Origin of the sequence: Erythrobacter alti, from assembly GCF_037996805.1 — a bacterium.
Taxonomy (GTDB): Bacteria; Pseudomonadota; Alphaproteobacteria; order Sphingomonadales; family Sphingomonadaceae; genus Alteraurantiacibacter; species Alteraurantiacibacter alti.
This window is the reverse complement of sequence record NZ_JBBNAX010000001.1, coordinates 514939-531884: the sequence shown is the minus strand read 5'-3', so window position 1 is coordinate 531884 and position 16946 is coordinate 514939. Positions and strand designations below refer to the sequence as shown.

The 16946-nt window shown below is 61.4% G+C and carries 21 protein-coding genes and 1 tRNA gene; 10 read left to right on the top strand and 12 right to left on the bottom strand.

The genetic code is table 11. The features are described 5' to 3' along the window. Nucleotides 1-103 precede the first annotated feature (103 nt). Nucleotides 104-2815: a TonB-dependent receptor gene (locus AAC850_RS02605; RefSeq protein WP_340587050.1), complete on the top strand. Its 2712-nt coding sequence runs from the start codon at nucleotides 104-106 to the stop codon at nucleotides 2813-2815. Between the two features lie 144 nt (nucleotides 2816-2959). Beyond that, a complete protein-coding gene (locus AAC850_RS02600; RefSeq protein WP_340587049.1) occupies nucleotides 2960-3421 on the top strand; it encodes a DUF805 domain-containing protein in 462 nt (153 codons plus the stop codon). 92 nt (nucleotides 3422-3513) lie between these two features. Here AAC850_RS02600 and AAC850_RS02595 read toward each other — a convergent pair whose 3' ends face one another. Further along, nucleotides 3514-6024, bottom strand: coding sequence for an ABC transporter permease (locus AAC850_RS02595; protein WP_340587048.1), 2511 nt, complete (start codon nucleotides 6022-6024; stop codon nucleotides 3514-3516). Continuing rightward, entirely contained in the window at nucleotides 6021-6731 is a 711-nt protein-coding gene (locus AAC850_RS02590) for an ABC transporter ATP-binding protein (protein WP_340587047.1), read from the bottom strand. The genes AAC850_RS02595 and AAC850_RS02590 overlap by 4 nt, the downstream gene beginning before the upstream one ends. A gap of 27 nt (nucleotides 6732-6758) precedes the next feature. Here AAC850_RS02590 and AAC850_RS02585 point away from each other — a divergent pair, with 27 nt between their 5' ends. After that, nucleotides 6759-7502 (top strand): arylesterase, encoded by a 744-nt coding sequence (locus AAC850_RS02585; protein ID WP_340587046.1) that lies wholly within the window; start codon nucleotides 6759-6761, stop codon nucleotides 7500-7502. Here the strand turns inward: AAC850_RS02585 and recF are convergent. Next, nucleotides 7499-8584 (bottom strand): DNA replication/repair protein RecF, encoded by a 1086-nt coding sequence (gene recF / locus AAC850_RS02580; RefSeq protein WP_340587045.1) that lies wholly within the window; start codon nucleotides 8582-8584, stop codon nucleotides 7499-7501. The genes AAC850_RS02585 and recF overlap by 4 nt on opposite strands. 223 nt (nucleotides 8585-8807) lie before the next feature. On the opposite strand from recF, the gene AAC850_RS02575 reads away from it, so the two are divergent. The 4 genes from AAC850_RS02575 to AAC850_RS02560 all read left to right on the top strand — a co-directional run bounded on the left by AAC850_RS02575 (nucleotide 8808) and on the right by AAC850_RS02560 (nucleotide 9636). Continuing rightward, a complete protein-coding gene (locus AAC850_RS02575; RefSeq protein WP_340587044.1) occupies nucleotides 8808-8936 on the top strand; it encodes a hypothetical protein in 129 nt (42 codons plus the stop codon). 41 nt (nucleotides 8937-8977) lie between these two features. Further along, on the top strand, nucleotides 8978-9106 hold the full coding sequence (locus AAC850_RS02570) for a hypothetical protein (protein ID WP_340587043.1): 129 nt from the start codon (nucleotides 8978-8980) through the stop codon (nucleotides 9104-9106). Further along, nucleotides 9103-9315 carry a PspC domain-containing protein gene (locus AAC850_RS02565; RefSeq protein WP_340587042.1) on the top strand — a complete coding sequence of 71 codons (213 nt, stop codon included), beginning with the start codon at nucleotides 9103-9105 and terminating at the stop codon, nucleotides 9313-9315. The genes AAC850_RS02570 and AAC850_RS02565 overlap by 4 nt, the downstream gene beginning before the upstream one ends. 244 nt (nucleotides 9316-9559) lie before the next feature. After that, nucleotides 9560-9636: transfer RNA gene (locus AAC850_RS02560), tRNA-Arg, on the top strand. A gap of 519 nt (nucleotides 9637-10155) precedes the next feature. Here the strand turns inward: AAC850_RS02560 and AAC850_RS02555 are convergent. The 9 genes from AAC850_RS02555 to leuC are packed head-to-tail and all read right to left on the bottom strand — an operon-like array spanning nucleotide 10156 to nucleotide 15420. Continuing rightward, on the bottom strand, nucleotides 10156-10773 hold the full coding sequence (locus AAC850_RS02555; protein ID WP_340587041.1) for an SOS response-associated peptidase: 618 nt from the start codon (nucleotides 10771-10773) through the stop codon (nucleotides 10156-10158). Nucleotides 10774-10780: 7 nt separating this feature from the next. Further along, nucleotides 10781-11689, bottom strand: a complete 909-nt coding sequence (locus AAC850_RS02550; RefSeq protein WP_340587040.1) for a hypothetical protein — start codon at nucleotides 11687-11689, stop codon at nucleotides 10781-10783. Nucleotides 11690-11741: 52 nt separating this feature from the next. Continuing rightward, complete coding sequence (gene grxD, locus AAC850_RS02545) at nucleotides 11742-12086, bottom strand: Grx4 family monothiol glutaredoxin (protein ID WP_340587039.1); 345 nt, start codon at nucleotides 12084-12086, stop codon at nucleotides 11742-11744. Between the two features lie 31 nt (nucleotides 12087-12117). Next, a complete protein-coding gene (locus AAC850_RS02540; RefSeq protein WP_340587038.1) occupies nucleotides 12118-12351 on the bottom strand; it encodes a BolA/IbaG family iron-sulfur metabolism protein in 234 nt (77 codons plus the stop codon). 4 nt (nucleotides 12352-12355) lie between these two features. Next, nucleotides 12356-12679, bottom strand: a complete 324-nt coding sequence (locus tag AAC850_RS02535) for a DUF1476 domain-containing protein (RefSeq protein WP_340587037.1) — start codon at nucleotides 12677-12679, stop codon at nucleotides 12356-12358. A gap of 35 nt (nucleotides 12680-12714) precedes the next feature. Next, nucleotides 12715-13320 carry a 3-isopropylmalate dehydratase small subunit gene (gene leuD, locus AAC850_RS02530; protein WP_340587036.1) on the bottom strand — a complete coding sequence of 202 codons (606 nt, stop codon included), beginning with the start codon at nucleotides 13318-13320 and terminating at the stop codon, nucleotides 12715-12717. Then, nucleotides 13320-13475, bottom strand: coding sequence for an isopropylmalate isomerase (locus AAC850_RS02525; protein ID WP_340587035.1), 156 nt, complete (start codon nucleotides 13473-13475; stop codon nucleotides 13320-13322). Before AAC850_RS02525 ends, leuD begins: the two co-directional genes overlap by 1 nt. Nucleotides 13476-13481: 6 nt before the next feature. Continuing rightward, nucleotides 13482-13997, bottom strand: a complete 516-nt coding sequence (locus AAC850_RS02520; protein WP_340587034.1) for a DNA-deoxyinosine glycosylase — start codon at nucleotides 13995-13997, stop codon at nucleotides 13482-13484. Beyond that, nucleotides 13984-15420: a 3-isopropylmalate dehydratase large subunit gene (gene leuC, locus AAC850_RS02515; RefSeq protein ID WP_340587033.1), complete on the bottom strand. Its 1437-nt coding sequence runs from the start codon at nucleotides 15418-15420 to the stop codon at nucleotides 13984-13986. Before leuC ends, AAC850_RS02520 begins: the two co-directional genes overlap by 14 nt. Before the next feature lie 99 nt (nucleotides 15421-15519). Between leuC and AAC850_RS02510 the strand changes: the two genes are divergently transcribed. The 3 genes from AAC850_RS02510 to AAC850_RS02500 are packed head-to-tail and all read left to right on the top strand — an operon-like array spanning nucleotide 15520 to nucleotide 16918. After that, a complete protein-coding gene (locus AAC850_RS02510) occupies nucleotides 15520-15945 on the top strand; it encodes an acyl-CoA thioesterase (protein WP_340587032.1) in 426 nt (141 codons plus the stop codon). Between the two features lie 42 nt (nucleotides 15946-15987). Beyond that, nucleotides 15988-16506 (top strand): sterol desaturase family protein, encoded by a 519-nt coding sequence (locus tag AAC850_RS02505; protein WP_340587031.1) that lies wholly within the window; start codon nucleotides 15988-15990, stop codon nucleotides 16504-16506. A 10-nt stretch (nucleotides 16507-16516) separates the two neighbouring features. Further along, nucleotides 16517-16918 carry a hypothetical protein gene (locus AAC850_RS02500; RefSeq protein WP_340587030.1) on the top strand — a complete coding sequence of 134 codons (402 nt, stop codon included), beginning with the start codon at nucleotides 16517-16519 and terminating at the stop codon, nucleotides 16916-16918. The last annotated feature ends 28 nt before the right edge of the window (nucleotides 16919-16946 follow it).

Genomic DNA, 16946 nt, shown 5'->3' with positions numbered 1-16946 from the left:
GCGCGCCTATTGACGCAAGACCGATATTAGGTCGCTAGGGCCTGGGCGCAGATCACTCATAAAAGTGGCAGCGCCCGATCCCGAGGGAGAGATGGAGAATTCGATGACTAAGGTTTACGCCGGCACTGCCGGTATTTCGCGCTCGCTGCTGTGCGGCGTTGCCGCTGCTGCGCTGGTAATTCCCGGAGTGGCTTTCGCGCAGGACGAAGCCGATACCGGTCAGGACATCTATCCTGAAGAGGAAGAGGCGCAGGCGCAGGGCAATACGATTGTCGTGACCGCTACCAAGCGTGAAGCCACCTTGCAGGAAATTCCGGTCGCTGTGTCCGTGACCGGTGCCGAAACGCTCGAGCGTGACCAGATCCGCGACATCCGCGACCTGCAGACGGTCGTTCCCTCGCTCACAGTCGGCCAGCGTCAGTCGAGCGCAAACACCGGCTTCTTCATTCGCGGTTTCGGTAACGGCGCGAACAACGCCGGTATCGAACCTTCGGTCGGCGTGTTCATCGACGGCGTTTATCGCAGCCGTACCGCTTCTTCCATCAGCGACCTTCCCAACGTGCAGCGCATAGAAGTGCTGCGCGGTCCGCAGTCGACCCTGTTCGGCAAGAATGCGTCGGCCGGTGTTATCTCGGTCGTTACCGAGGAGCCGCAGTTCGACTTCGGTGGTTCGGCAGAGCTGACCTACGGCAATTACGACGCGCTGGTCGCACGCGCCTATGTAACGGGCCCGCTGTCCGAAAACGTCGCAGTCAGCGTTGGCGCCGGCATCAACTCTCGCGAAGGCTTCTTCGAAGACCTTGGCACCGGCAGCCTGGCGAGCAACCGCGATCGTTGGTATGCGCGCGGCCAGGTCCTCGTCGACAATGGTACGAACCTGAGCCTGCGGATCATCGCCGATTACGACAGCATCGACGAAATCTGCTGCGGCGTGGTCAATGCGCAAAGCGGTCCGGCGACGGCGGCCATCATGGCTGTTGGCGGTCAGGTGACCAACCCCAACGATCCATTTGCTGACGTTGTTTACAACAATTTCGATTCCACCAACGATATCGTCAATCATGGTCTTTCAGCGCAGTTGGATTACGATTTCGGTGACTTCACCTTCACCTCGATCACGGCCACGCGTACGACCGAATCGATTACCGCGCAGGATTCGGACTTCTCCACCGCCGATCTGATTTATCCGAACTCGCAGGATTTGCGGATCGACACTTTCACGCAGGAATTCCGTATCACAGGTTCGATCGCCGATCGTGTCGACCTGCTGTTCGGTGTGTTCTACATCAACGAAGACGTCGATCAGTCAAATCAACTGCTTTGGGGTGCGGACGCACGTAATTATGCCGATGTAACTGTGCAGTCGCGTTCGGGCGGAGCGTTTTCCATTCCGCTGCTCGAGCAAATCTTCAGTGGTGCCTTCGGCCAGAACTACATCAACCAGTTCTTCGTCCAGGGCCAGGGCTTTACCGAAGCCTACACGCTTGATTCCGAAGCTTATTCGATTTTCGGCCAGGTCGATATCGAACTGGTTGACGGCCTCGTGCTGACCTTGGGTGGCAACTACACCGATGACAGCAAGACATTCACCCAGAATGCTGTATCGACCGATGTCTTCTCATCGATCGATTTCGACGCTCCGCAGCTTGCTCCGTTCCGCGGCCAATTGCTGGGGCAGGGTTTCGTATCCCAGGCGGTAGGCCAGGTGCTCGGCCTCGGCCGCGGGGCGACAGCTGCCGAAGTGCAGGCCTTTGCGACGGCAGGGCCGGCGCAGTTTGCAGCATTCCAGCAAATCCAGATTCAGGCTGGGCAATTTGCTGCCGCCAACGTCAACAACCCGCTGGCCAATCCGCTCAACCCGCTTCGTCCGCTGCAATTCCTGCCGCCGTTCGTCAACGTGCCGAACTCGGTTGAACCCGGAACGCTTTCTGACGACAACTTCAGCTACACCGCGCGTCTCGCCTATGACGTGACGCCCGATGTGAATGTCTATCTTAGCTACGCAACGGGCTTCAAGGCCGGTTCGGTCAACCTGTCGCGCGACGCTCGCCCGACACTGGCAGACCGCGCTGCGATCATTGCAGCAGGCCTCGACCAGCCGAACCAGACCTATGGTTCGCGTTTCACGGCTCCTGAAGAATCGACCGTCTACGAAGCTGGTATCAAGGCCAACTTCGACATGGCGTCGCTTAACCTGACCGTGTTCCAGCAGGAGATCGAAGGCTTCCAGTCTAACATCTTCACCGGTTCCGGCTTCGTCTTGGCGAACGCTGGTAGCCAGTCGACCTTCGGTGTTGAATATGAAGGTCTGTTCTATCCGGTAGATGGCCTGACCATCAACACCGCCGTGACCTACCTCGATCCGGTGTTCGACAGCTTCCTGCAGTCGGCACAGGGCGATATCTCGGGCACGACACCTTCGGGTATCCCCGAATGGACCGTGATCGTGGGTGCGCAGTACGAAGCTGACTTGGGTCACGGCCTTGTGATCCCGCGCGTCAACTACCTCTGGTCTTCGGAATACCAGCTGGTCGAGGGTCTTCCCGCCTTCGCCGTGCGGAACCCCGATGGCACGATCGCCGACGGCCAGCCGGCAATCGACGCGGGCTTGCCATTCACCGGTCGCCAGAACAATCTGACCGCTTCGCTGACCTACGAATCCGAAGCCGGCTTTGCGGTTTCGATCTGGGGCCGCAACATCCTCGACGACCGCTACCTCGGCACGGTTTTCGACAGCCCGGCACAGCCGCAGAGCGTTTCGGGTTATCCGAACGATCCGGCTACCTACGGCATCACCGGCCGTTTCCGCTGGTAGGCACGGCAGCTGCAAATTTGCGGCGGCACGAACGGAACAGGAGAAGGGGGCTTTCGGGCCCCCTTTTTCGTGCCTGTTGAAAACCGCCTTGCCTAGAGGGGCGAATTATGGTCGCTAGATACCGGACAAGGGAAGGGGACTTTTATGGAATGGATGATCTTACCTTTTAAGAGGTATGCCGAATTCACCGGCCGTTCGCGTCGGATGGAATACTGGATGTTCGCACTGCTCAACATCATCGTATACGCCGTGCTCGCAATCCTCGTGTTCGGCATCATGGGCGCTGGCGGCGGATTTCTGGACAGTTATGACCCAGCCAATCCGATGACGATCTATGGCGGGTTCTTCAGCGGTTTGGGCCTGTTGTTCGTGCTCTGGTGGTTGGTCGTGCTGATCCCCGGTATCGCCGTTAACGTCAGGCGTCTGCATGATCGCGATATGTCCGGTTGGTGGTATCTGGGCTTTGTCGTTGCCAGTATGATCCCGCTGGTCGGAATCATCGCTGCAATCGCTTATCTCGTTCTGATGCTGCTTCCGGGAACGGACGGTCCGAACCGTTTCGGTCCAGATCCGAAGGATGCAAGCAGTGCCGAGACATTTGCCTGAGCGGCAACTTTGAGTGAAATTGTTGGCGGAGGGGAACGGACGTTTCCCTCCGCTTTCTTTTTGGCTGTTCGGCGTTGATCGCTAGTCCAAGCCTAAAGCGACCGCAGCGTTTGCGCAGGCCGGGCGCGCAGCAGCGGCAGCGATGCCCCAAGCGCGAAGGCGAGCACCAGCACCAGCCCGCCACCTAGCACGGCAAGGACCTCGGTCCAGTCAGGCAGCCAGTCGAATTCGAACAGCTGCGTGACGATGAGCCAGGCGACCCCGCTCCCCAGCGCCAGCGCAACGCCTGCTAGCAGTGCGGCGAGCAAGGCGAATTCTGCAAATTGCAGCGCGAGCAGCTGGTTCCGGCTTGCGCCCAGCACGCGCAGGATCACCGTGTCGTAAATCCGTGCGGCGCGGGCTGCGGCAATCGCGCCCAGCAGCACTGCGATACCCGCCAGCACCGCTACCGATGCGGCGGCAAGTATGGCGAGCGAAACCTGGTCGAGGATGGTACGCGCTTCGGTCAGCAATGGGCCCACCTCGATCACGCTTGAAGATGGAAATGCGCGCACCAATTCGCGCAGCAATCCGCCCGACTGAGTGCCTTCGGGAAGGTCGATGGTCGCGGCCAGATTGTGCGGCGTGTCCTCCAGCGTATTGGGCGAGAAGACCCAGACGTTGTTGAAGCCCAGGCTTTCCCAATCCACCCGGCGGAAATTGGCGATCCTTGCACTGCGTTCGATGCCAAGGATGGAGACGGTGATGACATCGCCGATCGCCATGCCCGCGGCCGCGCCCAGTTCTGCATCTACCGACACCAGCGGCTCGCCGTCATGACCCGGTTCCCACCATTCGCCCTGCGTAATCACATTGCCTTCGGGAAGCTCTGCCGCATAGGTCAGCCCGCGCTCGCCGCTCAGACCCCAGGCGCCTTCTGGAAGCTCTTCCAGCTCGGCGACCACGATAGGCGCATCTTCGGGACCATAGGATACGATCGAACCGCGCATGGTCGGCACCGCATCGACCTCAGCATCGGGCGAGACGCCGGCCAGGATCGTATAGAACTGCTCGAGCCCTTCCTTGGGAATGTCGAGTACGAAGTAATCGGGCGCGCGTTCGGGCACCGATCGCTGGATATTGCCGTCAAGGCTGGACTGGATCGCAGCCAGCAGCACGAAAGCGGCGAGGCCGAAACCGAGGGCCGTGACAAGCGAGCCGGTTGCCGCGCCGGGGCGGTGCAGATTGGCAATGGCTGCACGGATGATTGGATTGCGGGCGCGAGGGGCGCGTGACGCCGCAGCGCGGATGGCGCGACCGAGCAGGGCGAGAAAGCCGAGTACCGCCGCCGCTCCGCCAAGGAACATGGCCGAGATCAGCGGTTGGGCAGAAAAGCCAATGGCGAGGATGGCTATCCCTGCGAGGCTAAGACCGACCGGCAGCGCCGCGCCGCGCCATTGGCGGGCGAGCGGCGACACGCGCGCCCGCATCAGCGCCATTGCCGGAAAGGATTTTGCGCGAGCCAGCGGCGGTGCGGCAAAGATCAAGGCTACCAGTAGCCCGAAGGCGAGAGCGCGCAGCAGCGCCCAGACGTCGATGGAAAGCGATGTGCTGACGGGCAGGAGAGAGCCAAGAAGGCTCGCGAGGAATGGCGTCACCAGAACGCCCACGACCAGCCCTGCAAGCGATCCCGCAAGCGCCGCTGCACCGACCTCGAGCGCGTAGATACGAGCGATGTCGCGCGAAGTCGCGCCTAGGATCTTGAGCGTGGCGATCGAATTGCGCCGCGCTTCAAGATAGGAATTGACCCCGCCACCGATACCGATGCCCGCAATCACCAGCGCGGCCAGCCCGACCAACGTCAGGAATTCGCCCATGCGGCTGACGAAACGCTCGGCCCCCGGCGATGCGCGCTCGGCACTGCGTGTGTCGTAAGGGACACCGGGAAAGGCATCTTTTAGCGCTTCTTCGAGTTCTTCGGGGTCGTAATTGCCGTTGAAAGCCAGCCGCGTCTTGCTCTCATACATGGAACCCGGTGCGGTGAGGCCCGCAGCCTCCGGGAAGGATGCCGGCACAATGATCGTCTGGCCGAGCGCAAAGCCCTCGCTCAGCCGGTCGGGCTCTTCGGCAATAATACCCGCCACGCGGGCCTGCAACGTCCCGATGGTAATGCTGTCGCCAGTGCCGACACCCAGCCGTTCGGCCGCGCCGGGGGCAAGGAATGCCTCGTTGCCCGTGGGGGCAGAGGCCGCACCGCTCCCTTGCAGCAGCAGCGTGCCGTACATGGGATAATTGTCGGCGACTGCTTTCAATTCGACCGGAACCGCGACCTCCGGCGTGCTAGCCATGGCTTGCAGGCGATATCCGGGTGAAAGAGTGCCATATTGCTCGAGGAAGGCAGTCTCTTCCGCGCTCAAAGAGCGCTGCCACAGCTCGATTTCGAAATCGCCGCCCAGCAGTGCCTGGCCTTGCGTATCGAGTTCGGTCTGGATGGCCGAGGTCAGCGAGCCGATGGCCGCCAGCGCGCCGACGCCGAGGAACAGGCAGACGAGCATCAGCCGCAGTCCGCGGAATCCGCTCGACAAATCGCGCTTTGCGATGGTCCAGGCGCGGCTCCAGCTCATGCTGCCTTGCTGGCTTTCGTGTCGCTGGCGATCATGCCATCGGCGAGTGTCACCACGCGGTCGCAGCGTTCGGCCAGCTTGCGATCATGGGTGATGATAATCAGCGTCGCGCCGGTTTCCGCACGGCGTTCGAACAGCGAATCCTCTACGCTGGCGCCCGTGGTGGTGTCGAGATTGCCGGTGGGTTCGTCGGCGAAAATCAGCGGCGGGCGCGATGCAATGGCGCGGGCGATGGCCACGCGTTGCTGCTCACCGCCGGAAAGCTGCGCCGGATAGTGGGTCAGGCGATGACCGAGGCCAACGGCTGCAAGTTCCTCTTTCGCACGGCCCGATGCGCCCCTGATCCCTGCGAGCTCGAGCGGGGTGGCGACGTTTTCGATGGCGGTCATGGTGGGCAGGAGGTGAAAGGCCTGCAGCACGATCCCGATGCGCCCGCGCCGAGCCATGGCTAGCGCGTCTTCATCGAGCTGCGTGAAGTCTTCTCCTGCAACCGTGAGCTGGCCGGAAGTTGCGCGCTCCAGCCCGGACAGTACTGCCATCAGCGAGCTTTTGCCGCTGCCGGATGGGCCTAGCAGAGCGAGCGTTTCGCCCTGCGCAACGTCGAGGTCGATTCCGCGCAGGATTTCGACTGCTGCTTCGCCTTCACCCAAAGTCAGGCGCAGGTCGCGTGCGGAAATTACGGGTGAGCTATCGGAAGGGCTTGTCACAAGGGCGCGATGGCATAGCTAGGGGCTATGAACAAGCCATACGAAAGACCGTGGCGGAGCGCGATACGCGCTTTGTCGATTGCTCCCGCTGCCTCGCTGGCATTGCTGCTGTCCGCATGCGGTGCCTCGGCTCCGGTTGCGGAGCCAACCAGTGAGGCCGATGCCCCGATAGAGGAGGTGCTGCCGGTCATGGGGCCGGAGCGGGCGATCCTCGGCTTTGGTGACAGCTTGATGGCAGGATACAACCTTGAAGAAGCGCAAGGTTATCCCGAACGGCTGGAAGCGGTCATGCGTGCGCGCGGCGTGAACGCGCGGGTTATCGACGCGGGCGTTTCGGGCGACACCACGGCGGCTGGCTTGCAGCGCATCGCCTTCGTGCTCGATAATCTGGATGAAGTGCCCGACCTCGCCATCGTCGAGCTTGGCGGCAATGATCTGCTGCGCGGCGTCAGTCCCGATCAGACCCGCGCAAACCTTGTCGGCATCATGGATGCGCTGGCCGCGCGCGATATCCCGATCGTGCTGATGGGTATGCGCGCTCCGCCCAATTACGGCGCGCAGTATCAGGCGCAATTCGACGGGCTCTACCCCGAACTCGCTGCGCGATATGATGCGGCGCTGGTGCCGTTCTTCATGCAGCCGCTGGCGGAGAGCCCCGATTTACTGCTGCCCGACCGCATTCATCCCACTGCCGAAGGCGTAGAGGAAATGGTCGCAGCAACGGTTGATACGGTGGTTGCCGCGCTTCCTGCAGAAAACGAGGGCGGCTAGAACCGTTCGATAGTGCCGTCGGCAACGCGCCAGCAAGCCGCTTCGCCGAGAATGCCTTCGAAGGGGCCGGGTTCGGTTCCGGTGAGCCAGACCTGCGTTCCGCTACCGCGCAGCCGGTCGAACAGGGCATCGCGCCGTACCGGATCGAGATGCGCGGCAACCTCATCGAGTAACAACAGGCTCGCCCGACCGCGCGCGGCAAGCGCGGCATGAGCGAGAGTGATCGCGATCAGCATTGCCTTCTGCTCGCCGGTTGAACACTCGGCGGCAGGCATTGCCTTGCCTTCCATCACCACCTGCAATTCGTCGCGGTGCGGGCCGGAAAGCGTACGGCCCGCAGCGCGGTCGCGTGTCCGGTTGCCGGCGAGCGCGGCAATCATCTCGGCTTCTTGAAGCGGACCGCCCGAGACATGGGTGAGGGCGGGGCGGGCGAATGGCGTAGTGGGTAATGCAGCCAGTTCGTCGGACAAGGCTTCTACCAGCCGCGCACGGCACTGGGCCAGTTGTGCGCCGGATGTTGCCATCTGTGCCTCGATGGAATCGAGCCATGCGGGATCGGGCGCCTGATCGTCTGACAACAATTTGTTACGCTCGCGCAGTGCCGCTTCATAGCGGCTGGCATGGCGTGCGTGAGCGGGATCGATGGCAACAGCCAGCCGGTCCATGTAGCGCCGCCGTGTGCCCGCGCTTTCGGCAAACAGGCGATCCATTGCCGGGGTGAGCCAGCCAATCGCGAGCCATTCGCCAAGGCTGATCGCGCTCGTTTCCGCGCCGTTGACCTGCACCACGCGGCGACCGGGACGCGCGGGCCGCATTGCGGTACCAAGCCTGACGGGTTCGCCGCCGTCTCCCGTGTCGAGCGATGCGCTTACTGCAAATCCGGCCTGAGCCGACTGGGCAGCCATATCCGCCAGCGCCGCGCGGCGGAGTCCACGACCCGGCGCAAACAGCGAGAGGGCTTCGAGTACATTGGTCTTTCCCGCACCGTTTTCGCCAACGAGCAGGTTGATCGCCCGCGTGCCATCGAGCCGTGTTTCGGCGTGGTTGCGAAAGGTCGAGAGGGTGATGCGGTCGAGCGCCATGGGATGCTCCGATCCCTAAGCGAGCGGGCGAATGCATTCCACCTGAAATAGCGTTCCCGTAAAATGGTGTAAAACCCCAACTCTTGGTTTCGGTTCAGATGTAACCTTTCGCCAGAATGAACGAGATTGGCAGAATTCTCCCGTTTTTCCCAATTGGCACGCCTCCTGCAATGTTTGGTGCATGGGACACAGCAGTTTGAATGTAACAGTGAGGAGACACAAAATGACCAACTCGAATGAATTCGCCACCAGGCTTTTTGCCGCTTTCGGTGCAGTCGCCATGACGGTGACGCTATTCGTCAGCAGCTTCGCCAACCCCAACGCCACCAGCGTTGTCGGCTTGCTTGCCTGATCGATACCACGACCAATCGACCCAACCAACAGGAGATGAAAATGACCAATACACAGAACTTCACCAGCCGGCTCTTCGCCGCCATCGGCGCAATGGCCATCACCGCTACGCTGCTCGTCAGCAGCTTCGCGAACCCGGCTGCGACCACTTTCACCGGGATGCTGGTGTGAGCAATATCAGCAACCGTAACGGTGGTCCGCCAGCCAACAAGTTCCGCCTCGACCGGGTGGACGGAAAGATCGGCGGAGTATGCGGCGGCATCGCCAACTACTTCGCCATCGATCCGCTGATTGTCCGGCTGGTCTTCGCAATAGGTGCAGTCGCCGGTTTCGGCAGCTTCATCCTTATCTATCTCGCGATCTGGTTGCTGGCCAAGTAATCGACTCGGTTGCCGCCAGCAGCCTCCCCCTCTCAAGCGCGGCTATCGCGAGCTGCAAATGCCGAGAAACCGGTTTCGCTATTGAACACTTTGACTTTCTCGCTCCGCTTGAGGAATTTCATGACCCGATATGTCACCGGGGTGAGGAGCGCTTCCCACCCCGTCTTTATGGGCTCTTGAGGCCCAATCCCAGACAGAGAGCACATTTGCGTGAGCTGCAAACATCGCTAATGGCGATGGAGACGCGCCCGTAGCTCATCTGGATAGAGCGCGAGACTTCTAATCTTGAGGCAGCAGGTTCGAGTCCTGCCGGGCGCGCCATTCCATGCACTTGCATGGAATGGTCTTTGTTTTGCGCTCACCCATCCGGGCGAGCGTCCTCGGTGCTATTTCCTCAACTCGGCTGCGCCTTCGTTGCGTGGCACCTGTGGGAGGGCAGTCGCCCTCTGTCGGTCGCTGGTCGCGCCCGATTTCAGCGCTAGCTTGCTTATTGACCGGAGAAAACGGACCGCAGGTCCGCAAGCGCGACCGCGCGCCCGGAGCCGCCTCGCAGGCGCAGCCGGAGGGATTCAGGCGAGGATAGCCAAGTGAGCGGATGCGAACGCCGGCGCTTGAGGCCAACAAGAAACGTCGAAAAATCTTACACCCCGCTCCGACCTTAACTTTTCGCCAACCATCGTCTGCCGCAGGAAACCGCGGATCGGCAAAACTGGCACGCGGTGTGCAATATTATCGGTGTACCCACAGTCTTCGATAGAGGCGGGGCCGCTACAATGGTCCCCACCAGTCTCCCGGCCCCGCCTCCCCGAAGCCTTCAACCCCAAAATTCGAAAGTTCTTCCTAGCGGCGACCTGCCCAGGGCTCGTCAGTGCGGTCGACTGTCATCGCACCTGCATAGGGCCTGCACAGCGCATAGGCGTCGCGTGGCTCGCCGGTCAGGTAGGTGGTCCAGTCATCGGGACCGAGGATCGCGGGCATCCGGTTGTGTGTGCCATGCACCACCTCGTTCGCCTCTGTCATGATCATCGTATAAGCGCGGTCCCATTCGGCGGTGGCGCGCCAGAAGCCCGCAATAGCGAACAGCGGAGCGTCGCCGGGCGAAAACCAGGTCCGCGTCATGCTGCCTTTCTGTCCCTCGGCCTCTGCGAAAGCGGACACGGGAATCAGGCAGCGACGATTTTCGAAACTCGGTTTCCAGAAGGAGCTGCCGAGCTTGTCCGTGCGGGCATTGTTGACCGGCTTTGGCTTGAGCAGCTGTCCCTTCGCGCCCTTGCGCTGAAGCGGGAAGCCCCACACCATCTGCTGCAATGTGCCATCTGCCAGCACCATGCCGGGATAGCCGGGATAGACCATTTCGGGCGCATTGCCGCCCGGAGAGGTGGCCATGTCCTGCTGGATTGCGTCGAAGAAATGCGCGACCTCGTCCTGCGATCTGGACATCTTGTAGAGGTTGCACATCGCCTTGCTACTCCTGCGGCGCGTACCCGGCTTCGGCGGCAGGTACGGGGGCAGCGATGATGCCACCCGTCATCGGCCAGATGATATCGCCCGTCACCACCCCCATGCTCATCGGCATCAGGCTGGAGACGAAGGCGTGGATCGGGCTGGGCGCATCGGCGCCATCAAATTCGGTGACATAGACGCTCATGGCGAGTTCGGAATTTTGCGTATCCCAGGTCACCAATTCGCAAGTGTCGGTAACCAGCTCGGGCTCTCCGTCGAGGCCGAAACTGTCGAAGCTCACGCGGAAATGCTTGCCCAGCGGAATCGCGCCTGCCTCGATCGGACCGTTGAGGACATAGGCATCGAACGTGCCGTCGTCTCGCGGCGGCAGGACGATAGTGGCAAAGCTGACCGACGGCCGCTCGCCCTCTTCGCCATCCTCGGCGACGCAGAAGCTGGAGTGGCCCGCCGCGATGACCGCGCGTGGCGCGAAGCTGCGTGCCTGCGCCATGGCAGATGCGGGGCCGACAAGTTCGGGAAGTTCGCCTGCCGGATGGATCACTTCGCCAACAATCCGACCACCGACAATTTCATATTCGGCCAGTGCGAGATAGGGCGCATCGGGCGCATCACCTCGCTGGCCGACTATGATCGCTTGCCAATGGCCTTCAGTCTCGCCGGGAAGTGCGATCGCGCCCTGATAGCCGGGTCCGGGACGGCCTGCGACCATGCCCGCATACTGGATCTGCGCTGCGGTGACGGCTTCCTGCACATCGCCCATCAGTTGTGCGATTTCCTGCGATTGCTGCGCGGTTTGCACGCGGCTCTCGAGATCGGGAGCCTCCTGCGCCGCGAGGGGTGCGCTAACAGCAAGTGCAGCGGTGAGGGTGCAGGCGAGCAAGCGGATCATGCAGTCTCCGTCAAAAGTCATGCGCGATGTCTATGCGCATCGAAGCTGAACGCAAGCGGACTGCCCGGCGCGATCAGTCCTCGGCCTTGGCGACCTGCTGTTCGTCCATAAGCTGCTGCAATTCACCTGCTTCGAACATTTCCATCATGATGTCGCTACCGCCGACGAATTCGCCCTTCACATAGAGCTGCGGGATGGTCGGCCAATCGGAATAGGCCTTGATGCCCTGACGCACTTCCATGTCCTGAAGCACGTCGACACTGTCGAAGGCGACCTTGCAATGATCGAGAATGGCGACCGCGCGGCTGGAAAAGCCACATTGCGGGAAAAGCGGCGTGCCCTTCATGAAAAGCACGACATCCTTGTCGCTGACGATCTTCGAAATACGGTCTTTGGTTTCGGCGCTGAGTTCGCTCATTAGTCCCACCCGGTGTTGTCTGTATGACAGGTCAGTTGGGTACGCTTGTATGCAGTTGCAAGGCGTGAAGTTCGCCGCCCATCCGATCGCCCAGCGCCGCGAACACCATCTTGTGCTGCTGCACGCGGTTTTTCCCGGCAAACTGGGCAGAGGTCACGCGCGCCAGCCAATGATCGTTGTCATCGACCAGCGCTTCCATCTCGACCGTGGCATCGGGGATAGCTTCCTTGATCAGCGCCGCGATCTGCTCTGCAGGCATGGGCATGGGATCAGGACTCGCTCATCAACTGGCGCTTGGCCTCGATGTTCTTTTCTTCAAGCTGCGTTCGCACGGTCGCCTCGTCCACATCGCATCCGGCCTGCGTCAGGTCGCCGAGCAGCTTGCGGATCACGTCCTCATCGCCCGCTTCTTCGAAGTCGGCCTGCACGACGGCCTTCTTGTATGCTTCGGTTTCCTCGGGCGTGAGCTTCATCAACCCCGCTGCCCATTCGCCGAGCAAGCGGTTGCGGCGAGCCGCGATGCGGAATTCGGATTCGCCGTCCCTTGCAAACTTGGCTTCCTCGGCGCGTTCGCGGTCTTTGAAATCGGTCATGATGAGTGTGTCCTTGTACTTGTCTTACGTCCGGCTCATGCCGCCAGGTTTGTCCCGCGCGCCAGCCACGGATGCTCCGCTTCCAGCTGCGCCTCGTAATCGCTTATAGCCTTATCACGTTCCAACGTCAGGCCCACCTCATCCAGACCTTGCAGCAGACAATCTTTGCGGAACGCATCAATTTCGAAGGTGAAGCGATCCTGGAAAGGCGTTGTCACGCTTTGCGCTTCCAGATCGATGTAGATCGGATCGCTCACCGCGACTTCGAGCAGCCGGTCGATCTGTTCCTGCGGCAGGGCGACGGTCAGGATACCGTTCTTGAACGCATTGCCTGCGAAAATGTCCGAAAAGCTGGGCGCGATCACGGCGCGCAGTCCCATGTCGAGCAGCGCCCACGCCGCGTGTTCGCGGCTCGACCCGCAGCCGAAATTGTCGCCCGCGATCAGGATTGGCGCGCCGGCAAATTCGCTCTGGTCGAAAATGTTGTCGGGGTCGCTGGCGCGAACCGCCTCGAACGCTCCTTCGCCCAAGCCTTCACGGGTGATGGTCTTGAGCCAACGTGCCGGGATGATCAGGTCGGTATCGACATTCTTGCGGCCGAACGGAATCGCACGTCCTTCAACTTGCCGCAAAGGCTCCATTAATCGGTCTCCGGCTTTTCGCCGCTGGGAATCGGGCCGGGCTGGGTCGGCTCGTTCTTCTTCTTGCGCTTGTTTACATACAGCAATGCGGCAGCAACCGCTGCCGAGCCGATGGCTGCACCGATGGCAGCCTTACCTTTGATGTTGTTTGTCATGCTTATTCAATGCGCCTTGTCGCCAGGTGTTTCAAGAAATTCGCGCAAACCCATCCAGGACCGCTCTTTTTCAGCGAGGGGCATCGCCGCAAAGGCGGGGCTGGAAGAGGGGAGCGATATTTGTTCGACCTGTGTATCGGCCAAATGAGGCCTGCCGATCTTTTCCGACGTCTTGCCGTTAAAACAAACGGCCCGCAGTTGCGGGAGTTCGGAAACCAGTTTGCCAAGTGCATTGGGCCTGGCCTCGCGTATCGAGGCATCGAGCGAACCTGTGCGGTGCGCGGAGGCGACAACGTCCCACAGACCGATGCCATGCGCACGCAGCGCGGCGAGCCGCGTGTCGTAATCCATCGCGACGAGATCGACCGAAATGGCCTTGCCGACCAGATGCCAGAACCGGTTTTGCGGATGGGCGTAATACTGCCGCTGCGCCAGTGATCGCTCACCCGGCAAGCTACCGAGGATCAGTACGCGTGCATCGGGCGAAGTGGCAGGCGAAAAAGAGGCCTTACGCCGGTTCATGCGTCAATTCGCGCACATCGGTCAGCTTTCCGGTGACCGCCGCCGCCGCCGCCATTGCGGGGCTGACGAGGTGGGTGCGGCTGCCGGGGCCTTGCCGGCCCACGAAATTGCGGTTGCTGGTGCTGGCGCAGCGTTCGCCCGCGGGCACCTTGTCCGGGTTCATGCCGAGACAGGCCGAACAGCCCGGTTCGCGCCATTCCATGCCAGCTTCGACGAAGATCTTGTCCAACCCTTCAGCCTCGGCCTGCATTTTCACAAGGCCCGACCCCGGCACGACGATAGCCCAGCGGATATTGTCAGCGATCCGCCGACCGCGCAGCACTTCTGCCGCGGCGCGCAGATCCTCGATCCGGCTGTTGGTGCAACTGCCGATGAAGATGTTCTCGACCGCGATATCCTGCATAGCCGTGCCCGGAGTAAGCCCCATGTAATCGAGGCTTTTGCGGGCAGCTTCCTGCTTGGACGGATCGGCAAAGCTGGCCGGATCAGGAACGCACCCGCCAATCGGCACGACATCTTCCGGGCTGGTTCCCCAGGTGACGGTGGGCGCGATATTGGCAGCGTCGATCACGACCGAGGTATCGAACTGCGCGCCTTTGTCGCTGTGCAGGGTTCGCCAATAGGCAACAGCTGCATCCCAATCGGCACCTTGCGGGGCGAGGGGGCGACCTTTGAGATAAGCGAAAGTCGTTTCGTCGGGCGCGATCAGGCCGGCGCGTGCGCCAGCCTCGATGCTCATGTTCGATACGGTAAGACGGCCCTCGACGCTCATTTCCTCGAACACGCGGCCGCGATATTCGATGACATGGCCGGTGCCGCCCGCAGTTCCGAGCACGCCGATGATGTGCAGGATCAGGTCCTTGGGCGTGACGCCGGGGCCGAGCGCTCCTTCGACGCGCACCTCCATGCTCTTCGATTGCCGCAACAACAGCGTCTGCGTGGCGAGGACATGTTCGACCTCGCTTGTGCCAATGCCGAAGGCGAGCGCGCCGATGCCGCCATGGCAGGCAGTGTGAGAATCTCCGCAGACAATCGTCGTGCCGGGCAGCGAAAAGCCCTGCTCGGGACCGACCACATGGACGATGCCCTGCTCGCGCGCGGTTGCGTTGAAATAGCGGATCCCGAAATCGGAGACATTCTGTTCGAGCGAGGCGAGTTGCTGCGCGCTTTGCGGATCGCTGATGGGCAGCCGCTCCCCTTCAGCGTCCACCCGCGCAGTAGTCGGCAAATTGTGATCGGGAACGGCGAGAGTAAGCTCGGGACGGCGCACCTTGCGCCCGGCCAGACGCAGCGCCTCGAACGCCTGCGGGCTGGTGACTTCGTGGACCAGGTGGCGGTCGATAAATATCAGGCAGGTGCCATCATCGCGCCGTTCGACAACGTGCGAATCCCAGATTTTCTCATAGAGCGTGCGCGGTTTCATCGCGCTTCCAATAGCGCGGGGCGGTGGCACCGCCAAGATAATCGCCAAAAGGCTTTCGATTGTCTTTGAAAGTTAAGATTTCATCCCCAACTAACAGGCATGTCAATCAAACCCTTCGCGATACCCATTCGCATCCTGCCCGAAGATATCGACTTCATGGGCCACGTGAACAATGCCCGCTATCTGGGCTGGGTGCAGGACGTCGTGCTGCAACATTGGCAAAAGCTGGCGCCGGCGGAGGAAGTGGCGAGCAAGGCGTGGGTCGCGCTGAAGCACGAGATTACCTACCGCCGTCCGGCTTTCCTCGATGACGAGGTGATCGCCGAAACCGTTCTGGAGAAGATCGCCGGTGCGCGCAGTTTCTACAACACGGTGATCCGCCGCGGTGAAGAGGTGCTGGCCGAAGTGCAGAGCATGTGGTGCTGCATCGACAGCACGACACTACGCCCGGCCCGCATCAACCGCGAAGTTGCGGAGACGCATTTCGGCATGCCGCGCAAACAGGAACGCCATACCGGCGACTGACTGTCTTTGCGTGACGGTGCAGGTGCGCCTATATTGAGCGGCATGGAGATACTCGTCCCCATCCTGATCGTGCTGGCGACTGTCGTGGCGATGGAATTCGTCGCGTGGTCGAGCCACAAATATATCATGCACGGCTTCGGCTGGGCGTGGCACCGCGACCACCACGAACCACATGACAACACCTTCGAAAAGAACGATTTGTTCGGCCTTGTGGGCGCAGTGATGAGCATTTCGATGTTCGCCCTGGGCAGTCCGCTTGTGCTGGGCGAGGCGGCGTGGATTCCGGCGACCTGGATTGGCCTCGGCATCCTTGTCTATGGCATCATCTACACGCTCATCCATGACGGGCTGGTGCACCAGCGCTATTTCCGCTGGGTGCCAAAGCGCGGCTACGCCAAGCGGCTGGTGCAATCGCACAAGCTGCATCACGCAACGATCGGCAAGGAGGGCGGAGTGAGCTTCGGCTTCCTGTTCGCCCGCGACCCCGGCAAACTCAAAGCCGAATTGCGCCAGCAGCGCGAGGCGGGCACTGCCGTCGTGCGCGAAAGCGCCGGGGCCTGAGGCTCCGCGCTTGGCGTCTGCTCCCGAGAATATCTCAGGCCAGTGGGACGGCCAGTTCACCTATCCCGCAGGCGACGGGCCAGTGACACCTTTCCTCGCCACCATCACCCAGCGCGGGACCAGTTTCACCGGCACCATCATGGAACCGGACCTGTATCTGTCGGGCAATGCGGCAGAGGCCACGCTTGTCGGCGTGATTGCAGGATATGCGGTGGATTTCACTAAGACATACCGCAAGGCCGCAATGGGTTATGAAAACCCGGTCGATTACGTTGGTCAACTGACCGACAAGGGCGAGCGTATTACCGGCGTATGGAGCCTGCTCGACATGAACGGCACGTTCGAAATGACGCGCCAGCGCAGCGCAAAGGCGAAAGTGGAGCGCAAGGAAGCTGTGACCACCAAGCGTTAGGTTGCGCCATGAAAAAGGGCCGCACGCC